Raw genomic sequence first — 15147 nt, 5'->3', positions numbered from 1 at the left:
CGAGCGGGTGGCCGGGGGCGGGTGCGGCCCCCGGCGGTGGGTGCGGTGACTGGGGCCCGCCCGGCGGGGCGGGCCCGCTCGCCTATGCGGCGAGCTTGAGCTTGGGCGCCGGGTAGTCGCGCTCCAGCTCCAGGTCGACCATCTGCTGCGCGGTGAAGACGAAGTGGGCGAGGGGGGTCACGTCCGCCGCGTTCTCCTCCGGGACGGCGAGGACGAAGCGGATGCGGTGGACGGTGTACGCCTTGATCTGCTCCAGGGTGAAGGTGCGCATCTCGCCCCGGGTGCGGCACATCGCGCGGACGATGATGCCGCCCTTGCTGGTGGTGAGGATGTTGTGGATCTCGATGGTGCGCACCGACTCGTCGCCCTTGCTGTCGACGTAGGTGATGGTCGTGGCGCGCTGGCCGTCCATGGCGCGGATCAGGTCGGTCAGGGTGCGGGTGGTGGTCTGACCGGCGGTGATCTTCATGGAGTTCGACACGGGTTTCTCCCTGGAGCTTGTGAGTTCGGGGGGTGTTGGCCGGGTGCCACTCCCGACCAACAAGACAACTATAACTCACACTCATCACTTCGGGGAAGCCGGAACGGCCTTTTTTTCGACCCGATTTCGCATTCACCCGTCCGGCCGCCACATCGCGACGCGCGGCAACTCAGCGCACGCTCCCGCTTGACGGAAGTGATGAGTAGGGATTATGGTTGTCTCAGTTGATCGGCGGTGGCAGCCGGTCAGCGACCGCGAAACACGCACCGCTACAAATCCACAGCGAGGAGCCCCGAGATGGCCCGTACCTTCCACGACCGCCCCGCGCACCTGCAGCTCCAGGAGCGGCCCTGGATCTCCCACCTGAAGGACGGGAGCAGGAAGCCTCACCAGCAGGCGGCACACAAGCGGGACCGCGCGGCGGTCCGGCTGGCGCTGCGCCTCGGCGTCGAGCCGCCGCTCCCCCAGCGCCGCTGCGTCGACTGGGAGATGCACTGAATCAGCTCCACGCCAAGCGGCCTCGCCTTCCCGGCGGGGCCGCTTCGGCATGTCCGGGCGCAGCCTTCGAGCGCGGGCGCACGCGGTGTCCGGGCCGGGGCCGCGCAGCGGGCGCCGCCGGATCCGGCGCGGGGAGCAGGGAGCGGGGCCGAGGTGCGGACCGGGCCGTGGGGACCGGTCCGAGCTGGCCTGGGCTGAGCTGGGCTGGACTGGGCTGGTGAAGGCCGGCCCGGCCCTGAGAAGAAGCAGGCCTCTTCCTCCGGCTATCGCGGAGAAAGAGGTGTCGTCGTGGCGAGGGGGCTTGCCCACGGGGCCTGACCAGGCACGATGCTCAAGATCGAAAAAGTGGGGGTCCCACTCCCGGTCACACCTCCGGTGCAACTCCTAGTGCACCTCTGCAAGCAACCCTCCAGCCCCCTTCCGGTGCAACTGTCGCGGGGCCGCGCCGGCATGGGCTTGCCCACCTCCGCAGAGCGCCGGAGAGGCCGTCTCCTGGCTACCGCTGACGGTGGTAGCGAAGGTCGTGGCGGCCGGGCTCGCCGGACATCACGTCGTAGCAGTCCGGACAGGAGAGGCCGAGCGAGGCGATCATCCAGCCCCCGATTGGGACAGGTTGCGGGGAGCGGCGCGGAGGTCCTGCTGCTGGGGTAGGTCGGGAGGTCCGCGGTCCAAGTGTGTCGCGACGGTCGTCCCGCAGTTCCCGCAGTGGTCGACGTCGGGCGGGCCACCAGCTTCGCGCCCGTCCAGGAGGGCGTGGCGGAGCCGGACATGCCGGTGTGGGTCGGCGACGTGCTCGCGGGACGGTACAAGATGGCGCTGAGGGATATGCGTGTGTCCACCGGGTTCCTCGGCAACCTCGATATGGGGTTCGGGGTACCGCAGGACGTGGCCGGCTGGGCGACGATCCTGCACGATCCGCACAGCGCCTGACCGTTCGCCGCCCCCGGGGGTTCCGCCGGATCAGGGCCCGGCTCATGTGTCCGCCGGATCCCTTCTCTTGGCTGTGGGCAAGCCTCTTGAGCTGGTGTTTTACAGACTGGGCAAGCCTGGCTGCCTCTTGGGCAAGCCTTGGGCGCACCGGCCTGGGCAAGCCTGTGGGTGCTGTGGGCGAGCCCGGTTCGGTGGGCTGGGCAAGCCGGTCGGCCCTGGGGGCGGGGCCTGCTGGGAGGGAGCGGGGGCCGGTGGGCATGCCGGCTCCGTGGCCTGGGCTGTCCTCGGCGGGGGCCGGTGGGCGCGACGGTGGGCTCAGGGGTCGGTGATGCCGAGCTCTTGGGCGGCGGGGCAGATCGAGCAGGTTTCGACCTGGGGCTGGCGGAGGGCGTCGAGTGCCTGCTCGCGGGTGGTGGGCCGCGTCCGGCCCGAGGCGAGGCGGCAGTCGGCGGTGTGGATGAGCATGCGCCCTCCCCTGCCGATGGGGTGCTCCAGCTTCCATTCGTTCAACGGGGTGACGGCCGGCCCGTTGCGGGCCGCTTCGGTGACGCGGTCCCGGCGTTCGATCTCGGCGATGCGGCCGCGTATCAGCTCCAGCAGCACCAGGCACCAGCGCTCCAGCGTCCGCAGTCGCTCGACGTCGGGCGGCAGGAGCCAGTCGAGGTCGCGTCCGGCGGGCATCGCCTACGCCTCCTTGTGGGGCTGGAGGTCTTCCGCGGGAATGCCAGCCCTCCGGGCCGCCGGCTCTGTGCGGCCCTGGGTGCGTCCGGGGCGCAGGCAGGGCAGGGTTCTGTAGATCACCTCAGTATCGTATCTCTGTTCGAATCCCCCATTCCGCTTTCCGGCGTGCTTGTTCGAATAAGTTTTCGATACGGTAGCTGTGGGAGGTGTCGCCGTGGACGACGAGCAGAGGGAACCGGCGGGCGCCGGCTCCCCCATCCTGCATCTGCGCTGCCCCATGGACGTGGACCCGGTGATCTACCGGCTGCTCCTCGGCCTGGTGGCGGACGTGACCCCCGTGGTCCAGGCGGTGCCGCCATCGGTGCTCGTGGCGGACGTGTCGGGGAGCATCCGCTTCTTCGACCGGGACCCGGCCGAACTCGGGCTGATGATCAGGACCCGGGCCATGGCGCTGTACGGGCTGCCGGTGGTAATCGGCGTCGGCCCGACCTGGTCGGTGGCCGCGATGGCCTCCCGGGACGCTCTGCGCTGCGGCCTGGTCGCCGTCGGGGCCGCGCCGGAGCAGGTGGCCGCATTCCTGCACCACCGGCCGGTCGGGGAGCTCTACGGCATCGGGCGTACCCAGGAGCAGCGCCTGGTCCAGTTCGGGGTGCACACGATCGGTCTGCTGGCGCAGCTGCCGGAGGCGACCGTGCAGCGGGTCCTCGGCGGGCGGGCGGGCCGGCAGCTGCGCGAGGTGGCCCGCGGCATCGACCGCCGGGTGGTGGTGCCGACGGAGCTTCCGCACAGCACGGCCGCGCAGCGGCGGTTCGCCCTCGACACCCTCTCCCCCGAGGCGGTCCGTGCCGCGCTGCTGTCGCTGGCGGTCGAGCTCGGCGACCGGCTGCGGACCCGGCGCCAGGCGGCGAGGACGATCACGATGACCATCACCCTGGCCGACCGGTCCCAGGTCCACCGCAGCCGCCAGCTGCCCGGCGGCCCGAGCGCGCACACCGAGGATCTCCGCGACATCGCGTACGAGATGTTCCGGGCACTGGGCTTCCAGCGGGCGCGGGTGCGCGGCATCGCGCTGCGCTGCGAGCAGCTGATCGACGCGGCCGCTGTCGCCGAGCAGCTGTCCTTCGACCAGGGCCGCGAGCGCAGACTGCGGGCGGAGAAGGCGATCGACTTGCTCAACGCCCGGTTCGGGTCCGGCACGGTGGGGCCGGCGGCCAGCTACCGGCAGGCTGGCTGACGCCTTCGGGGCGGGCGGCCGGAGGTCCGGCCGGGCTCCGCCCCGAGCAGTCGGTCAGCACCGGAAGTCGTCGAGGACCTTGCGCGTCGCGGTGTCCACCGGGCGGAGGGGGTGGGTGCTGCCGTCCTCGGCAGGCCCCAGACGCAGGGTCGTTCCGCGGCTGGTGGGGGTGACGAAGAGGACGCCGTCCTCGACGCGGGTCTGTACCGCGCCGCTGCGGTAGGAGCTGGCGGACAGGCATCCGTCGCCGAGCTCGCGCTCGAAGCGCTCGTACGGGTCGGCGAAGAAGTGCTCGGCCACCGGGCCTTGGCCCTGCCACACCACGATCGCGAGGAGTCCGGCGGCGATACCGGGTGCCGCGGCCTTGAAGCCGGGGGCCTGGATGAGCCGGGGCCCGGTCCGGTGGACGATCACGGTCCCCACGAGCACGATGGCCCCGGATGCCGCGAACAGCAGGGTGTAGTGGGAGAGGAGATCGGCCCGGTTGCCGACAGTCAGCGGAAGGGCCGCGCAGGCCAGCACCAGCAGGCCCAGACCGGTCAGGGTCACCGCCTGGAAGCCGCCCAGCTTGGCCGGCCACTCCGTGCGGGCCGGGACCAGATCGTCCTCGCGGCCGACCCACTGTCCCGCGCCGCGCAGTCGTCCGGCCAGCGGGCGGGCGCCGTCGAGGCGGGCCTCGACAAGCAGGTCCAGGACCGCGTCGCCGAAGGCGAGGGCGCGGCGGTGCACCGCGAACTCGTCGTCCTTCAGCCGGCTGGCCTCCTCGGCGCGGGCCGGCTGGATGCGCAGCCCGGTTCCGCTGGCGAAGTTGAGGTTCACCGGATGTCCGGGGTCGGGGAAGCCGGGCACGGTGGGGGCCGGGCGGCCGCGCCCGTCCAGGCGCACGCCGCCGTCGCGCTCGGGGAAGTACTTCTCGTACATCCTGGGGTGCCGGCGGTGACCGTGGAGGCTGGCCTGGAGCGCTTCGGCCTGCTCGATCACCGCGTCCAGCAACGGCGAGGCCGGGGCGCTGCGCATCTGGTCGACCACCGCGGCTCCCGGAATCGTCTGCCACAGGCCGCCGGTCCGCTCCAGGACCCGTTCCTTCCACAGGTCGCGGACGGACCGCGGCCATACCCGGGCAGCGGGCAGGCCCCGCGGGGGACGTCCGTCGGCGAGGTGTGCGCGCAGCAGTGCGAGGGCGCTGCGCACGTAGTCGGTCTCGGCGGCGTAGTGGACCGCGACCGCAGTGGTCCGCTTCCGTACGTCGGCCCCGGTCTCCTGCACCCGGTCGGCCGAGGCCTGGGCCGCGAGGCCCTGTGCGAGCAGCTCGGCGATTGCTCGTTCCCAGCTCCGGCTCATCTGCCATCCCCCTCCAGGTCGGCGTTCGTCGTTGAGGGTATCCGCCCCCGTGCCGGCCTCCCCGCGTACGGAGGATTCAAGGCCCGGGTGCTCTTCGCTGTGAGGTCGCGCGGGCACGGCTGCCACAGTCCTGCCCTGCGTCCGCCGGTTCTTCAGCTGGCGCCGAGCGGCTGACGCAGCACGACGTCGACCGCGGGCCCGCGGTTCTCCACGATCTGCAGGAGCTGGAGGAGGGCCGGGCTGTCGGTGTGCCGGCGGCGCAGCAGCTGCGGGACGGCGTAGAGCACGTACTGAGCGCGGGCGACCAGTTCGGGGGCCTGCTCGCGCGTCTCGATCTCCCGCAGGGCGCGGTGCAGCTGGCCCATCCACTCGGCGGTGCCGGCGTTGTCCGGGAGCGGGTTCTTGCCCATGGAGGGGCGGCCCGCGATGAGGTTCGTCAACGTGTCCATGTCTGCGTTCTCTCCTTCTGTCTCGGTTGTGCGGGGTCGGGCGCGGAGGGTGCGGTAGTGCGCCTGTCGGGGACTCCGATCAGTCGTCGTAGCCCGGTTCGACTTCGCCGTCGGGGCAGCACTCGTCAGCCTCGTCGACTTCGTCCCCGCACGAGTTGCAGAACCAGTAGACGGGTTCGGGTTCTTCTTCGTGTGGCGTGGCCATTCCTCAGCCCTCGCTGTTGGGCTCGTTCGTGCCGGCCTTGGGGCGCTTGGTGCCCTTGCGGCCGTCGCGCAGGGCGGCGAGGAGCTCCTCGGGCTCGGGCCTCAGGCCGCTGCCCAGGTAGCGGATCCCCTCGCCTTCGGGCGCGCTGTTGGTGTCCTTGCCGATGGGGTGCCGGCGGCTGGTCGAGGTGCGCCATCCGTAGCGGGAGTCCCATACCGCGGCGGCGGCCGGCTGGCCGGTGTCGAGCAGCACGGCGGCGGCCACGGCGCCTCCGTCGAGCTGGCGCATCTCCACCTGGGCCTGCTGGGCGATGCCGGCGGCGGCCAGGACGTCGGCGGTGTGCTGCAGGTAGGGCTGGGCGCCGCGGGCGCGGAGCTCCCGCTCGGCGAACGCGACGGCGGCGCGGTGGGTGATGGCGGGGTAGCCCAGCTGGAGAGCGGCGTCCTTCAGGTCGAGGCCGGGCTGCTGCTCGACGAGGTCGGCGATCCTGCGCCCGCGCAGGGTGGCCAGGCCGGACTGCGCGGTGGGGAACTTGGTGATGCCGAGGGTGTCGGAGACGGTCTCGACGGTCACGGCGGGATCGGCGTCCAGGAGCTCGGCGATCCGCGGCAGGATCTCGTCGCGGGGGATCATGTCGCCGCTGCCCTCGCGGCGGCCGCCGCCGGCGCCGCGGCCGGGCCGGCTGTCCTTGTACGCGAGGACCAGGCGGCGGGGCCAGTGCTCGGTGCCCTTGGGGCCGGCGGGCACGAGGACCATGCCGGCGGCCAGGGCCGGGTCCTTCTTGTACGTGTTCCAGGTGACGGGTTCGATGCCGAGCACCTGGGCGGCCTCGTGGCGGTCGAGGAGGTCCTCGTCGTCGTCGACCTGGGGCAGCTCGGGGATGGGCTCGCCGGCGTAGAAGGCATTGGTCTGCTCGGAGTCCCAGAGCTGGTTGCGGGCGTCGGGCGAGCTGATCGGCGCCGGGTGGCCTTCCGCGGCGTAGGGCTTCTGGTTTCGGAGCGTGGTGAGCTTCTTGCCGAGGGCGTCGGCAAGGTCGGACATGGTCTGGACGTACGGCAGGCGGCCGGCGCGGATCACGTGCTTCTCCTTCATCACGGGGCGGGGCGCTCGTCGCGCCCCGCCGGAGGGGGGTGTCAGTCGGTCGTGGGATCGGGCAGGCAGCCCGGGTTGCACGGCTTGCCGGCCTCGGCGCCGCATCCGTCGCAGGGGCGGGCGGCCGCTTCGATGAGCGGGCGGAGGTGAGCGAAGGCGCTGCCGGCGGTGGTGTGCGGGGTGAGGCGGCCGGCGGCGATGAGGTACAGGGCGTGGGGCGGGTTGCTGGTGGTGCGCACCCGGATGCCGGCGGTGTCGCCCGGGCCGGCGGCGAGGCCGGGGGCCGCGAGGACGCCCGCGGCGGAGACGGCGGTGACGCCGGCGTCGGCCAGGAGCTCGGCGAGGTGGGCGAGTTCGGCGTCGGCGGCCGCGGCGGTGGCCGGCCACGCGGATACGGCGGCCGCGGTCTGCGTCGCGCTGCCGGCGGGGTGGGTGATGGTGAGGGGCATGGGGCCTCCTGGGTGGGGTGTGTGTTCGGTGCCGCGGGCTGCCACCACCCGCGAACAAGACAACATTACCTAGCTTACATCATCGTTGGCAAGTGGACTGGATCCGCAACGCCGCCTCGTACGGATACACTCGGAAGCGAGATACGCCTCTCGGGTCTCCCGGAGTGTGTGTTTTCGGTTGGCCGGCGCCCTTGCCACCCGCCTCGGCGGAAGTGGGCGCCGGCCGCTTTCGTCTCCGCCGGCCGCAGAAAGCCCCGCGCGGCAGCCGGTCTCCGCACCTCTTCGCCTTCCGGGTTCCCATGGTGCGCGCCTGCGCTAGCCTCGTTGCAGCATCTACGACTTGGAGGCCGCGATGCGGATCGTCTTCGACCCGGCCGAGCAGGAGGCCCTACGGGCCGACGCGCGGGAGATGGCTGACGGCGACCCGCGGATCGCCTACGTCCTGGAGCGCCTGGCCGGTGAGGGTGTCGACCTGGACGCCGTCACCTCCTGGGAGGAACTGCGCGAAAAGCTCGGACAGACCCCGCTCGACGACTCCGCCCCCACCTCGCACGTCGCCTGATGGGCCGACACGCGCCCAGGCGCGCGCGGATCGTCTTCTACGACGTGGCGCAGGAGCAGATCGAGAAGATGACGGAGGCCGAGCGGCTCCGCCTCGACCCGGTACTGGTGGCCGTCTCGAAGGATCCGGAGATCGGCGTGCTGTCGAAGCACGGTGCGATCCGTGAGCACCGCGAAGGCGGCGTCCGGATCCTGTACGTGCCGACGGTCCTGGGCACGCTCGTCCTGGTCGCCTACGTCGAGACCGACTGACTCCGGGACTTCACCAGCTCGCCGGTCACGTCCACGCCGCGCAGGCCGACGTCGACGTGGTGGCCCTTCCACTTCGTGGCCTCGGCGATGACGTCCGCGCCGTACAAGGTGTCGGCGGAAAGGCCGGCGGCCGCGGCGAGCCGTTCGGCGTCGGCGACGGGGAGAAGGTGGCCTTCGCCGTCGCGGTGGATGCCGCGCTCGGCGCGGGCGAAGCGGGCGGCCAGCCTGTCGTTGCCGAGGTACTCGGCGGCCGTCATGCCATCGGCTGCGGCGCTCTCGCGAATGGCGTCGACGACGACGCGGGCGACGACCTTGCCGCGCGGGTCGAGGACCTTCTTGCGGCTGACGAGCTGCTCGTTGGTGCGGGGATCGCGGCCGTCCATCAGCGCCCGGGCGGCGTCCGGGTCGACGACCGCTCCGGCCACCAGGCCGAACTCCGCCAGGCCGCTGCCGATCCACCGCAGGTCGTTCGCGGCGGCGAGTCGGTACTCGACCTGGGAATCGACGCTCTGGTCGCAGCCGCAGTTCTCGGCGAGCCGGTACTCGACCTGCTCAGGCGCGCGGATCGGCGTCGCGTACCCCACCCCGGCCCGCCCCCTTTGCTGTAGTTCGTCCGCCGAGCGGACCATGATCACGTATCGGAGATACCTGGAGTGCTATTCAGTGATCCTTTCCCGTAGGGGACCAGAACCGTACCTCTGGATCACCGGTTGACCAAATGTCGTGCGCAGGGTGGATGTTGTCGGACGACAGCTGGATGTCAGTGGCTGGCGACATGAGGTGTCAGCGGTTCGCGACATGATCGGAGGCCCGAGACCGTGCCCCAGATCAGATCAAGATCGTTCACTCGGCATGAAGACCACCAGGCGCGCAGTCGCCGTTCTCGCCCTCGCCGCTCCGATCCTGGCCTTTGCCGGGGTCTCACACGCCGCCCCAGCTGACACGCCGCCGGTCAGCTTCAACCAGCTCCCGGGCAGCGATCTCCTAGGCGGCCTGCCGGTCGTGGGCGACATCGCCAAGGGTGGCCTGCCGACCGACGTCGTCACCGGTGCTGTACCCGGTGGACTGCCCGGTGGACTGCCCGGCATCGGCTGAGAGAGCTGCCGCTGCCACCAGACACGTCGCGGTCACTGACACTCTCGTGTCGTCCGACACCGAGGCGTGCACACGCTGTGCCCGGCCTCGGGACGGAATGGCCAATCAGACTGCAGGCCCTTGTCGCGTTGGGTACACGTACGCTTCACTGACCGTGAACGTGATCACGGGGGCGCGGGTGGTCGAGTGTGATGCCGCGCTGCTGTTGTCACCTAATAAGGAGGCACTGCATGGCGGTTTCGGTAAGCATCCCGACGATTCTCCGGACCTGCACGGGTGGGGAAAAGACGGTCACCGGGGAGGGTGCGACGCTGGGCGAATTGATCGACGACCTTGAGCGGCAGTACCCGGGGCTCAAGCAGCGGCTGGTGAAGGAGGGAGATCTTCATCGGTTCGTCGACGTGTACATCAATGATGAGCACGCCAAACGCGACCTGAACGGTCTGCAGACCGCCCTTAAGGACGGTGACGATGTGGCGCTCTTCCCTGCGGTCGCTGGCGGCTGACCGGCCCTCGGTTCAACAGACACGGCCCGGGCCCTGAGGCGGACAGGGTCTGTCTCCGGTGAGTGCGTGCAGGGTTGGCTCGCCGGAGGCCAAGCGTTTGGTGGGGTCTCCGCTTGCGTGGCCCGCCGCCTCTTGTTGCGACCACTGTGTATGGAGTTGCCTCCTGTGACGGGATCCACGACGCCGCACCCCCGCTCGTTCACTGCCCTGGGGCATGAGCTCGTCGCCGCCGCTCTTCTCGATGCCGCCTGGCAGGACGCTTTCGACGCGCTGCCCCGGCACCGGTTTCTCCCCGACCTTGTGTGGGCGCAGGAGCTGACGCTGGGTACGTCTGTGCCGATCGACCGTACCGAGGACCCTGAGAAGTGGATGGGGGCCTCGGAATGGGAGGTACAGCTCGTTACCCAGTGGGACGATGGCCGGCACACCGGTACCGCGCCCGGCACCCGGTGGACCAGCTCCATGTCCTCGCCCCTCGCTGTCGCGTCCATGCTCAGCCACCTGAAAATCGGTCCGGGCATGCGCGTGCTGGAGATCGGCACGGGTACGGGCTGGAGCAGTGCCCTGCTGGCGCACCGGCTGGGGGATGCGAACGTCACGACGATCGAGGTCGACCAGGCCGTGGCCGCTGCTGCCCGCGCCACGCTCGAAGCGGCCGGGCACTGGCCCCAGGTGATCTGCGCTGACGGCGCGCTCGGCCACCAGGCAGGCGCCCCCTATGACAGGGTTATCGCGACATGTGGGGTGCGCAGCCTTCCGTCGGCCTGGGTCGCGCAGACCCGGCCGGGCGGCTTCGTACTGGCCCCCTGGGGCACCCATTACACCGACGCCGACAACCTTCTTCGCCTGCAGGTGCAGCCGGACGGCACCGCACGCGGAACCTTCCTCGGACCGGTTCGCTTCATGAAGCTGCGCTCCCAGCGCCTGCACAGTCGCGGCCGCCCCCCGGTATCCGACCCGGGCGTCAGCTGTGGCACCACGGACCTGCCGCTTCCCGACCACGGGATCTGCGACCCCTTCACCTTCACCGCGAGCCTTCGGCTGTCGCACGTCACCTGCGATACACGAACGCAGGGCGACGTCACCACCTTGGACATCGCCAGCCTCAACGACAGCTCCTGGGCGCGTGCGGTGTACCGCGGAACCAGCAACATCGCAGTTCACCAGCATGGCCCGCGCCGTTTGTGGGACGAACTCGAAGCAGTCCACCACTGGTGGACTGCCCAGGGCGAGCCTTCCTGGGACCGCTATGGACTCACTTACACCCCTCAGGCACAGACCGTCTGGCTCGACCACCCCGACAACGCCTGGCCACTCCCCCGGTAAAGGGGATCTTTCATACACAGGCGAGCCGCAGATGGCGCCGCAGGAACCAGTCGATGCTTCCTGCGGTCAGGCGACTTGCGTGAGCGGGTGAGTTTGCGTCGACCTGGTGCGGGGCGAGGACGTCAAGGCGCGGAGTGGCGGTGTACGCCTCGGGTGGGAGGTGCCGCAGGACGAGCGCGCCGCCGGTGTCCGGGTGGGCGCGGGATTGGTCGAGGGCGGCGTCGAGCCGGTGGCGGGTCCAGGACAGGGCGGCGGCGAGGCCGTCGGCGGTGAGGGGGCCGTCCGCGTGCGCGAGGGCGGGGACGACGGTGAGCGCGTCGTGGTCGGGCCGGCCGGGCGTCGGTCGAGGACCTGACGGTGGCGGGGCAGGTCGAAGAGGTCGTCGGGCACCGGCCCCGTCCTGCCCATGCAGGACTTCCCCGTCTTCCTCACCCACTGCCGCGCGAAGCTGCCCGGCAACACCTTCACCGCCCTGAACACGGTTTGCGCGTGGTGGTTGGTCGGGGTCACCTGGTGCACAGGGAATGCCGTCAGCGAGGGCGCGGAGTCGTTCACGGCAAGCCGGCGACGGGCTATCTGGCAAGACTGACTGGCAGTGGGTAGGCGTCTCGGCCGGGACCGGCGACGATCCGGAGTACGGGCTGCGGCGCCTCCGCTGCCGTACGGGCGCGGTGTACTGGAGGGGACGTACCCGCTGGAGATTCCGGTGGCTCCCGGGCGAGCGGTACCGTCCCGGTAGACGAAGGGGACGCCATGAAGTGGAACGAGCACACCACCGGTCAGCGAATCAAGCTGCTGCGCGGAGCCGTCACTCAGGAAGAACTCGCCGAGAACGCGGGTCTGTCCATCGCCACGATCCGAAAAGCCGAGCAGGACCGGGGCCACGTCTCGCTGCCCACCCTCCTGCGGCTCGCGCACGCCCTGGGCGCCGACGTCTCCGTGATCGTGGGTCAGCAGGCCCCCCGCAGGGCGATGCTCGCGGACGACCGGACCACCTTGCGCGAGCTGTCGCGCACGGTCCACGACACCGCAGCGGGTATTGGCACCGACAGGGAACCCGTCGACTTCGCCGACGATCTTGCGGTGGGATGGGACGCCTACCGGGCCGGGCGTATCGGGGTGGCCGGGCAGTTCGCCGCATCCTGTGTCAGGGACGGGTCCCGAGCACCTGATCGCAGCAGAGCCCCGGACTTCATGTCCGGGGCTCTGCGCGTCGGGCCGGGACCGGTCCGAAGCTCTCTCGGACTCGGGTTACCGGTTGAGGTGGTCGAGGGCGCGCTGCAGAAGCGGCCGGTGCGCGGCGTAGAGGGTGCGGCCGGCTGCCGTAATCTCCCGTTCGAGCTGGTCGAGAGAGCCGAAGGGCCACCAGTTGGCGTCGAGGGCGTCATCGGCGGCGATGGCCGTCACGGTGGCGGGCAGCAGGTAGATCGCGCTGGTGGAGGCGACCCAGGCGTGGTCAGATGCTCGCCAGTCGTCGACCAGGTTCCGGCCGAGGATGACCGGCTGATGGCCGGCCAGGTCGACACCGGTCTCCTCGCGCAGCTCACGGACCAGGGCGGCCGGGGCGGTTTCGCCCGGGTCGACCATGCCTCCCGGGATGGCCTCCACCTGGATGTCGTCCCGCGTGATCAGGAGGACCCGGCGGTCTGTGCCGTTCCCCGCGACCACGATGGGGTCCGCGGCCGCGTTCTCGCCCCACCGGCCCAGGTTCCGGCCGGTACGGCCGGTGCGGCCCGCCGGGTGCAGGGGCCAGCCTCGCGCGTCCCGTTCGAAGGGCACCAGCGCGGCGGCCTGTCGGACGTCCCAGTCGGTCACGTCAGCCGGCGTCGGGGCTCCTTCGGCCCAGCCGGGTACGTGCTGGGCCAGGGCCTCGGGCAGCAGCTCGGCTGGCGTGACGTCCGTGGGCGTGTACTCCGGCCAGGGCACGTCCCAGCTGCGGAGTCCGGCGGGGACGGTTTCGGTGGTGGTGCGCTCAGGTGCGCCGTGGCCGAAGCGCCGGTGTGCGGCGTCCAGGATCTCGGCCAGCTGGCGCAGGGCGGGGGTCGTCGACTCACCGAGTTCGGCGAGCAGTTCGGCGATCTCCGGCTCGTCGATCTCGACGTGGATGCGGCGCTCACCGCTGCGCTGGTTGAGGTAGACGCGTTCCATCAGGGGTTCCTTCCGTGGTGACTGGTCGGTGCGGTGGGATCAGTTGTTGCCGGGGATGAGCGCGAGGGCGGCGGCGGCCGTGGCGGTCAGGGTGGTGCACACCGGCACGCCGTGGCGGCGGGCCACGTAGATCAGGTACCTGTTCCTCTCGGGGTTGGGGCAGTCGGGCGGGCAGCCCAGCACCGCCCGGCCCGTCGACACGTCCAGACCGAACTCCACGTTGGTGGTCATGGCCGGCATGGTCTTGAGGTCGCGGGGGATCCAGAAGAGGATCGCCGTCGCCGCGGCTCGGGCGTCGGTCTCCCAGTCGACTTGAGTCTCGTAGCGGTCGGCGCGCTGACCGTGCCGGGACTCGGGGCTCAGGACGGTCAGCGGCTGGGCGCCGGTCCACTGGGCGGCCAGGGCTTCGGCGGCGTCGGGCCGCCAGGACGGGACGGGTGCGCTCTTGTCCGGGGTGGGGCCGGCGAGGAAGACGGACGGGCCGGCGGGGATGGGCTCGCGGGCCATGACGAGGTTGATGCCGGTCACGAGGAGGCTCCGTTCTGCGCGGCGGCGCGGGCGGCGTGCTGCGGGGTCCAGGGCAGGGGCAGGTTGTCGCCGTCCTGGCGCGGCACGACGTGGACGTGCAGGTGGAAGACGGACTGGGTCGCTTCGGTGCCCTTCGAGGTGATGAGGTTGGCGGCGGAAAGCTCGGCCATCAGCTCGGCGGCCCGGCGGTACACCACGGCGGTGACCTCCGGGTCGGTGCCGGCGTCGGCGACGTGGACGCGCGGCAGGACCATGACGTGGCCGTCGGTCACTCCGCCGGTGCGGGGGCGGATGGCGAGGGCGTCGGGCCATTCCCGGACGATGACGGCCGGCGCCTGGCCGGCGGCGATGGAGCAGAAGACGCAGGTCTTCACGGTGGGCCTCTCCTGGTAGGTGGCGCTGGGGGTGACCTGGGCTCGTGCGGGGTGCTGGGTCAGATCCAGCGGAAGATGTCGCGGACCTGGCTGGCGGCGGCGCTGAGGTTGTCGGCGGGGAGGCTGTAGTCGATGTCGTACGGGTCGTCGGTCTCGTCCATCACGGCGTTGGAGGCGGCCGCCAGGACGTCGGCGAAGGCCTCGTGAACCTTGGCGTCCTGGAGGGCCTGGACGATGTCGTCCTGGTGGGCGCTGCCGCGGATGATGGCGTCGGCGAGCAGCCGGAGCGCGGCGGCTGCGGCCGGGGCGAGGTCGGCGAGGTCTCCCCCGTCGCTGGTAAGGCTGGTTCGGGCCGGGGTCTCGATGCCGGTGATCGTGGCGAGGTGCTTCGGGGCCTTGGTCACTTCGGTCACTTCGACTCCTCGGTGTGGTGGGCGGTGCTGAGCTGCGGGGTGCCGGGCGCGGCGGACGGAGCGTCGGGGTGGAAGGCCGGGGTGCCGCCCAGGAAGACGACGGCGCGGGCCTGTCCGAGCAGGGCGTGGAAGCGGTTGAGCAGCAGGCGGCCTTCGCGGGCGGTCTCGGCACTTCCCTGGTGGGTGTCGATGTCGCGGATCGCGTAGCTCAGCCAGTTGAAGTCGTTCTTCTGGATGGGGATCCGGACGCGGGCGGGGTCGGGCTGGGTGATGGAGGCGACGCTGGCGCTCTCGTACAGGCGGCCGATCAGCTCGGTGGTGTGGGTGCCGTTGCCGGAGTACGGGCGGGCGCGGCGGTTGCACTCGTCGGCGTGTAACAGGACGCGCTCGAAGGTCTTCATCTCGTCGAGGCTGATCCCGATGCACTGGACGGTCGGGGTCTTGGCCGGCTGCGGGGCGGCCGGGCGGTAGACGGTGCCGGACGGCTCGGGACGGTTCCGGCGGGCGAGCGTGGCTCCGGCCAGAGCGCCGATCAGCACGGCGATGGAGATGAGGGCCCACTGGTCCATGCGTTCTTCCTTCCT

The 15147-nt window shown here is 71.2% G+C and carries 22 protein-coding genes and 1 pseudogene; 9 read left to right on the top strand and 14 right to left on the bottom strand.

What is annotated here, in order from left to right:
* Nucleotides 1–82 precede the first annotated feature (82 nt).
* Nucleotides 83–481: a WYL domain-containing protein gene (locus E6R62_RS19345; protein ID WP_136214724.1), complete on the bottom strand. Its 399-nt coding sequence runs from the start codon at nt 479–481 to the stop codon at nt 83–85.
* A gap of 297 nt (nt 482–778) precedes the next feature.
* Between E6R62_RS19345 and E6R62_RS19340 the strand changes: the two genes are divergently transcribed.
* On the top strand, nt 779–979 hold the full coding sequence (locus E6R62_RS19340) for a hypothetical protein (protein ID WP_073919197.1): 201 nt from the start codon (nt 779–781) through the stop codon (nt 977–979).
* Nucleotides 980–1684: 705 nt separating this feature from the next.
* Nucleotides 1685–1909: a hypothetical protein gene (locus E6R62_RS19335; RefSeq protein ID WP_136214723.1), complete on the top strand. Its 225-nt coding sequence runs from the start codon at nt 1685–1687 to the stop codon at nt 1907–1909.
* Nucleotides 1910–2224: 315 nt separating this feature from the next.
* Here E6R62_RS19335 and E6R62_RS19330 read toward each other — a convergent pair whose 3' ends face one another.
* Nucleotides 2225–2590 (bottom strand): DUF6233 domain-containing protein, encoded by a 366-nt coding sequence (locus E6R62_RS19330; RefSeq protein WP_136214722.1) that lies wholly within the window; start codon nt 2588–2590, stop codon nt 2225–2227.
* 214 nt (nt 2591–2804) lie between these two features.
* Here E6R62_RS19330 and E6R62_RS19325 point away from each other — a divergent pair, with 214 nt between their 5' ends.
* Nucleotides 2805–3824 carry a hypothetical protein gene (locus E6R62_RS19325; RefSeq protein ID WP_136214721.1) on the top strand — a complete coding sequence of 340 codons (1020 nt, stop codon included), beginning with the start codon at nt 2805–2807 and terminating at the stop codon, nt 3822–3824.
* Nucleotides 3825–3878: 54 nt separating this feature from the next.
* Here the strand turns inward: E6R62_RS19325 and E6R62_RS19320 are convergent, their stop codons facing one another.
* The 5 genes from E6R62_RS19320 to E6R62_RS19305 all read right to left on the bottom strand — a co-directional run bounded on the left by E6R62_RS19320 (nt 3879) and on the right by E6R62_RS19305 (nt 7360).
* Nucleotides 3879–5165, bottom strand: coding sequence for a hypothetical protein (locus tag E6R62_RS19320; protein WP_136214720.1), 1287 nt, complete (start codon nt 5163–5165; stop codon nt 3879–3881).
* Nucleotides 5166–5317: 152 nt separating this feature from the next.
* Entirely contained in the window at nt 5318–5614 is a 297-nt protein-coding gene (locus E6R62_RS19315) for a hypothetical protein (protein ID WP_136214719.1), read from the bottom strand.
* A gap of 79 nt (nt 5615–5693) precedes the next feature.
* Nucleotides 5694–5819: a hypothetical protein gene (locus tag E6R62_RS41775; RefSeq protein ID WP_276615615.1), complete on the bottom strand. Its 126-nt coding sequence runs from the start codon at nt 5817–5819 to the stop codon at nt 5694–5696.
* Between the two features lie 3 nt (nt 5820–5822).
* Nucleotides 5823–6896 carry a DUF6292 family protein gene (locus E6R62_RS19310; RefSeq protein WP_136214718.1) on the bottom strand — a complete coding sequence of 358 codons (1074 nt, stop codon included), beginning with the start codon at nt 6894–6896 and terminating at the stop codon, nt 5823–5825.
* Between the two features lie 56 nt (nt 6897–6952).
* Nucleotides 6953–7360 (bottom strand): hypothetical protein, encoded by a 408-nt coding sequence (locus E6R62_RS19305; RefSeq protein WP_136214717.1) that lies wholly within the window; start codon nt 7358–7360, stop codon nt 6953–6955.
* A gap of 340 nt (nt 7361–7700) precedes the next feature.
* Here E6R62_RS19305 and E6R62_RS19300 point away from each other — a divergent pair, with 340 nt between their 5' ends.
* A complete protein-coding gene (locus tag E6R62_RS19300) occupies nt 7701–7922 on the top strand; it encodes a hypothetical protein (protein WP_136214716.1) in 222 nt (73 codons plus the stop codon).
* Nucleotides 7922–8173, top strand: coding sequence for a hypothetical protein (locus E6R62_RS19295; protein WP_136214715.1), 252 nt, complete (start codon nt 7922–7924; stop codon nt 8171–8173). Before E6R62_RS19300 ends, E6R62_RS19295 begins: the two co-directional genes overlap by 1 nt.
* On the opposite strand, the gene E6R62_RS19290 is transcribed toward E6R62_RS19295, so the two are convergent.
* On the bottom strand, nt 8155–8802 hold the full coding sequence (locus E6R62_RS19290) for a relaxase domain-containing protein (RefSeq protein ID WP_240801767.1): 648 nt from the start codon (nt 8800–8802) through the stop codon (nt 8155–8157). The two genes, E6R62_RS19295 and E6R62_RS19290, sit on opposite strands and share 19 nt — an antisense overlap.
* A 223-nt stretch (nt 8803–9025) precedes the next feature.
* Here E6R62_RS19290 and E6R62_RS19285 point away from each other — a divergent pair, with 223 nt between their 5' ends.
* The 3 genes from E6R62_RS19285 (at nt 9026) to E6R62_RS19275 (ending at nt 11100) form a co-directional block, all read left to right on the top strand.
* Nucleotides 9026–9268, top strand: a complete 243-nt coding sequence (locus tag E6R62_RS19285; protein ID WP_136214713.1) for a hypothetical protein — start codon at nt 9026–9028, stop codon at nt 9266–9268.
* 230 nt (nt 9269–9498) lie between these two features.
* Nucleotides 9499–9774: a ubiquitin-like small modifier protein 1 gene (locus E6R62_RS19280; protein ID WP_136214712.1), complete on the top strand. Its 276-nt coding sequence runs from the start codon at nt 9499–9501 to the stop codon at nt 9772–9774.
* Nucleotides 9775–9939: 165 nt separating this feature from the next.
* Nucleotides 9940–11100 carry a methyltransferase domain-containing protein gene (locus tag E6R62_RS19275; protein WP_240801764.1) on the top strand — a complete coding sequence of 387 codons (1161 nt, stop codon included), beginning with the start codon at nt 9940–9942 and terminating at the stop codon, nt 11098–11100.
* Nucleotides 11101–11110: 10 nt separating this feature from the next.
* On the opposite strand, the gene E6R62_RS19270 is transcribed toward E6R62_RS19275, so the two are convergent.
* Entirely contained in the window at nt 11111–11536 is a 426-nt protein-coding gene (locus E6R62_RS19270; RefSeq protein WP_136214710.1) for a hypothetical protein, read from the bottom strand.
* A 317-nt stretch (nt 11537–11853) separates the two neighbouring features.
* On the opposite strand from E6R62_RS19270, the pseudogene E6R62_RS40945 reads away from it, so the two are divergent.
* Nucleotides 11854–12024: pseudogene (locus E6R62_RS40945) on the top strand (helix-turn-helix domain-containing protein); the annotation flags it as partial.
* A gap of 327 nt (nt 12025–12351) precedes the next feature.
* On the opposite strand, the gene E6R62_RS19260 reads toward E6R62_RS40945, so the two are convergent.
* From E6R62_RS19260 to E6R62_RS19240, 5 genes are read right to left on the bottom strand one after another with little or no spacing between them, the layout of a single operon-like run.
* Nucleotides 12352–13248 (bottom strand): NUDIX domain-containing protein, encoded by an 897-nt coding sequence (locus tag E6R62_RS19260; protein WP_136214709.1) that lies wholly within the window; start codon nt 13246–13248, stop codon nt 12352–12354.
* 39 nt (nt 13249–13287) lie between these two features.
* On the bottom strand, nt 13288–13776 hold the full coding sequence (locus tag E6R62_RS19255) for a nucleoside 2-deoxyribosyltransferase domain-containing protein (protein WP_136214708.1): 489 nt from the start codon (nt 13774–13776) through the stop codon (nt 13288–13290).
* Nucleotides 13773–14150 (bottom strand): HIT family protein, encoded by a 378-nt coding sequence (locus tag E6R62_RS19250; protein WP_206308774.1) that lies wholly within the window; start codon nt 14148–14150, stop codon nt 13773–13775. Before E6R62_RS19250 ends, E6R62_RS19255 begins: the two co-directional genes overlap by 4 nt.
* 59 nt (nt 14151–14209) lie before the next feature.
* Complete coding sequence (locus tag E6R62_RS19245) at nt 14210–14563, bottom strand: hypothetical protein (RefSeq protein ID WP_136214707.1); 354 nt, start codon at nt 14561–14563, stop codon at nt 14210–14212.
* Nucleotides 14560–15132, bottom strand: a complete 573-nt coding sequence (locus E6R62_RS19240) for a hypothetical protein (protein ID WP_240801763.1) — start codon at nt 15130–15132, stop codon at nt 14560–14562. The genes E6R62_RS19245 and E6R62_RS19240 overlap by 4 nt, the downstream gene beginning before the upstream one ends.
* Nucleotides 15133–15147: the final 15 nt, after the last annotated feature.

The sequence above is a fragment of the Streptomyces sp. A1136 genome (assembly GCF_004795055.1).
GTDB lineage: Bacteria > Actinomycetota > Actinomycetes > Streptomycetales > Streptomycetaceae > Streptomyces.
The sequence above is the reverse complement of the archived record's forward strand: the minus strand, read 5'-3'. Positions and strand labels throughout refer to the sequence as shown.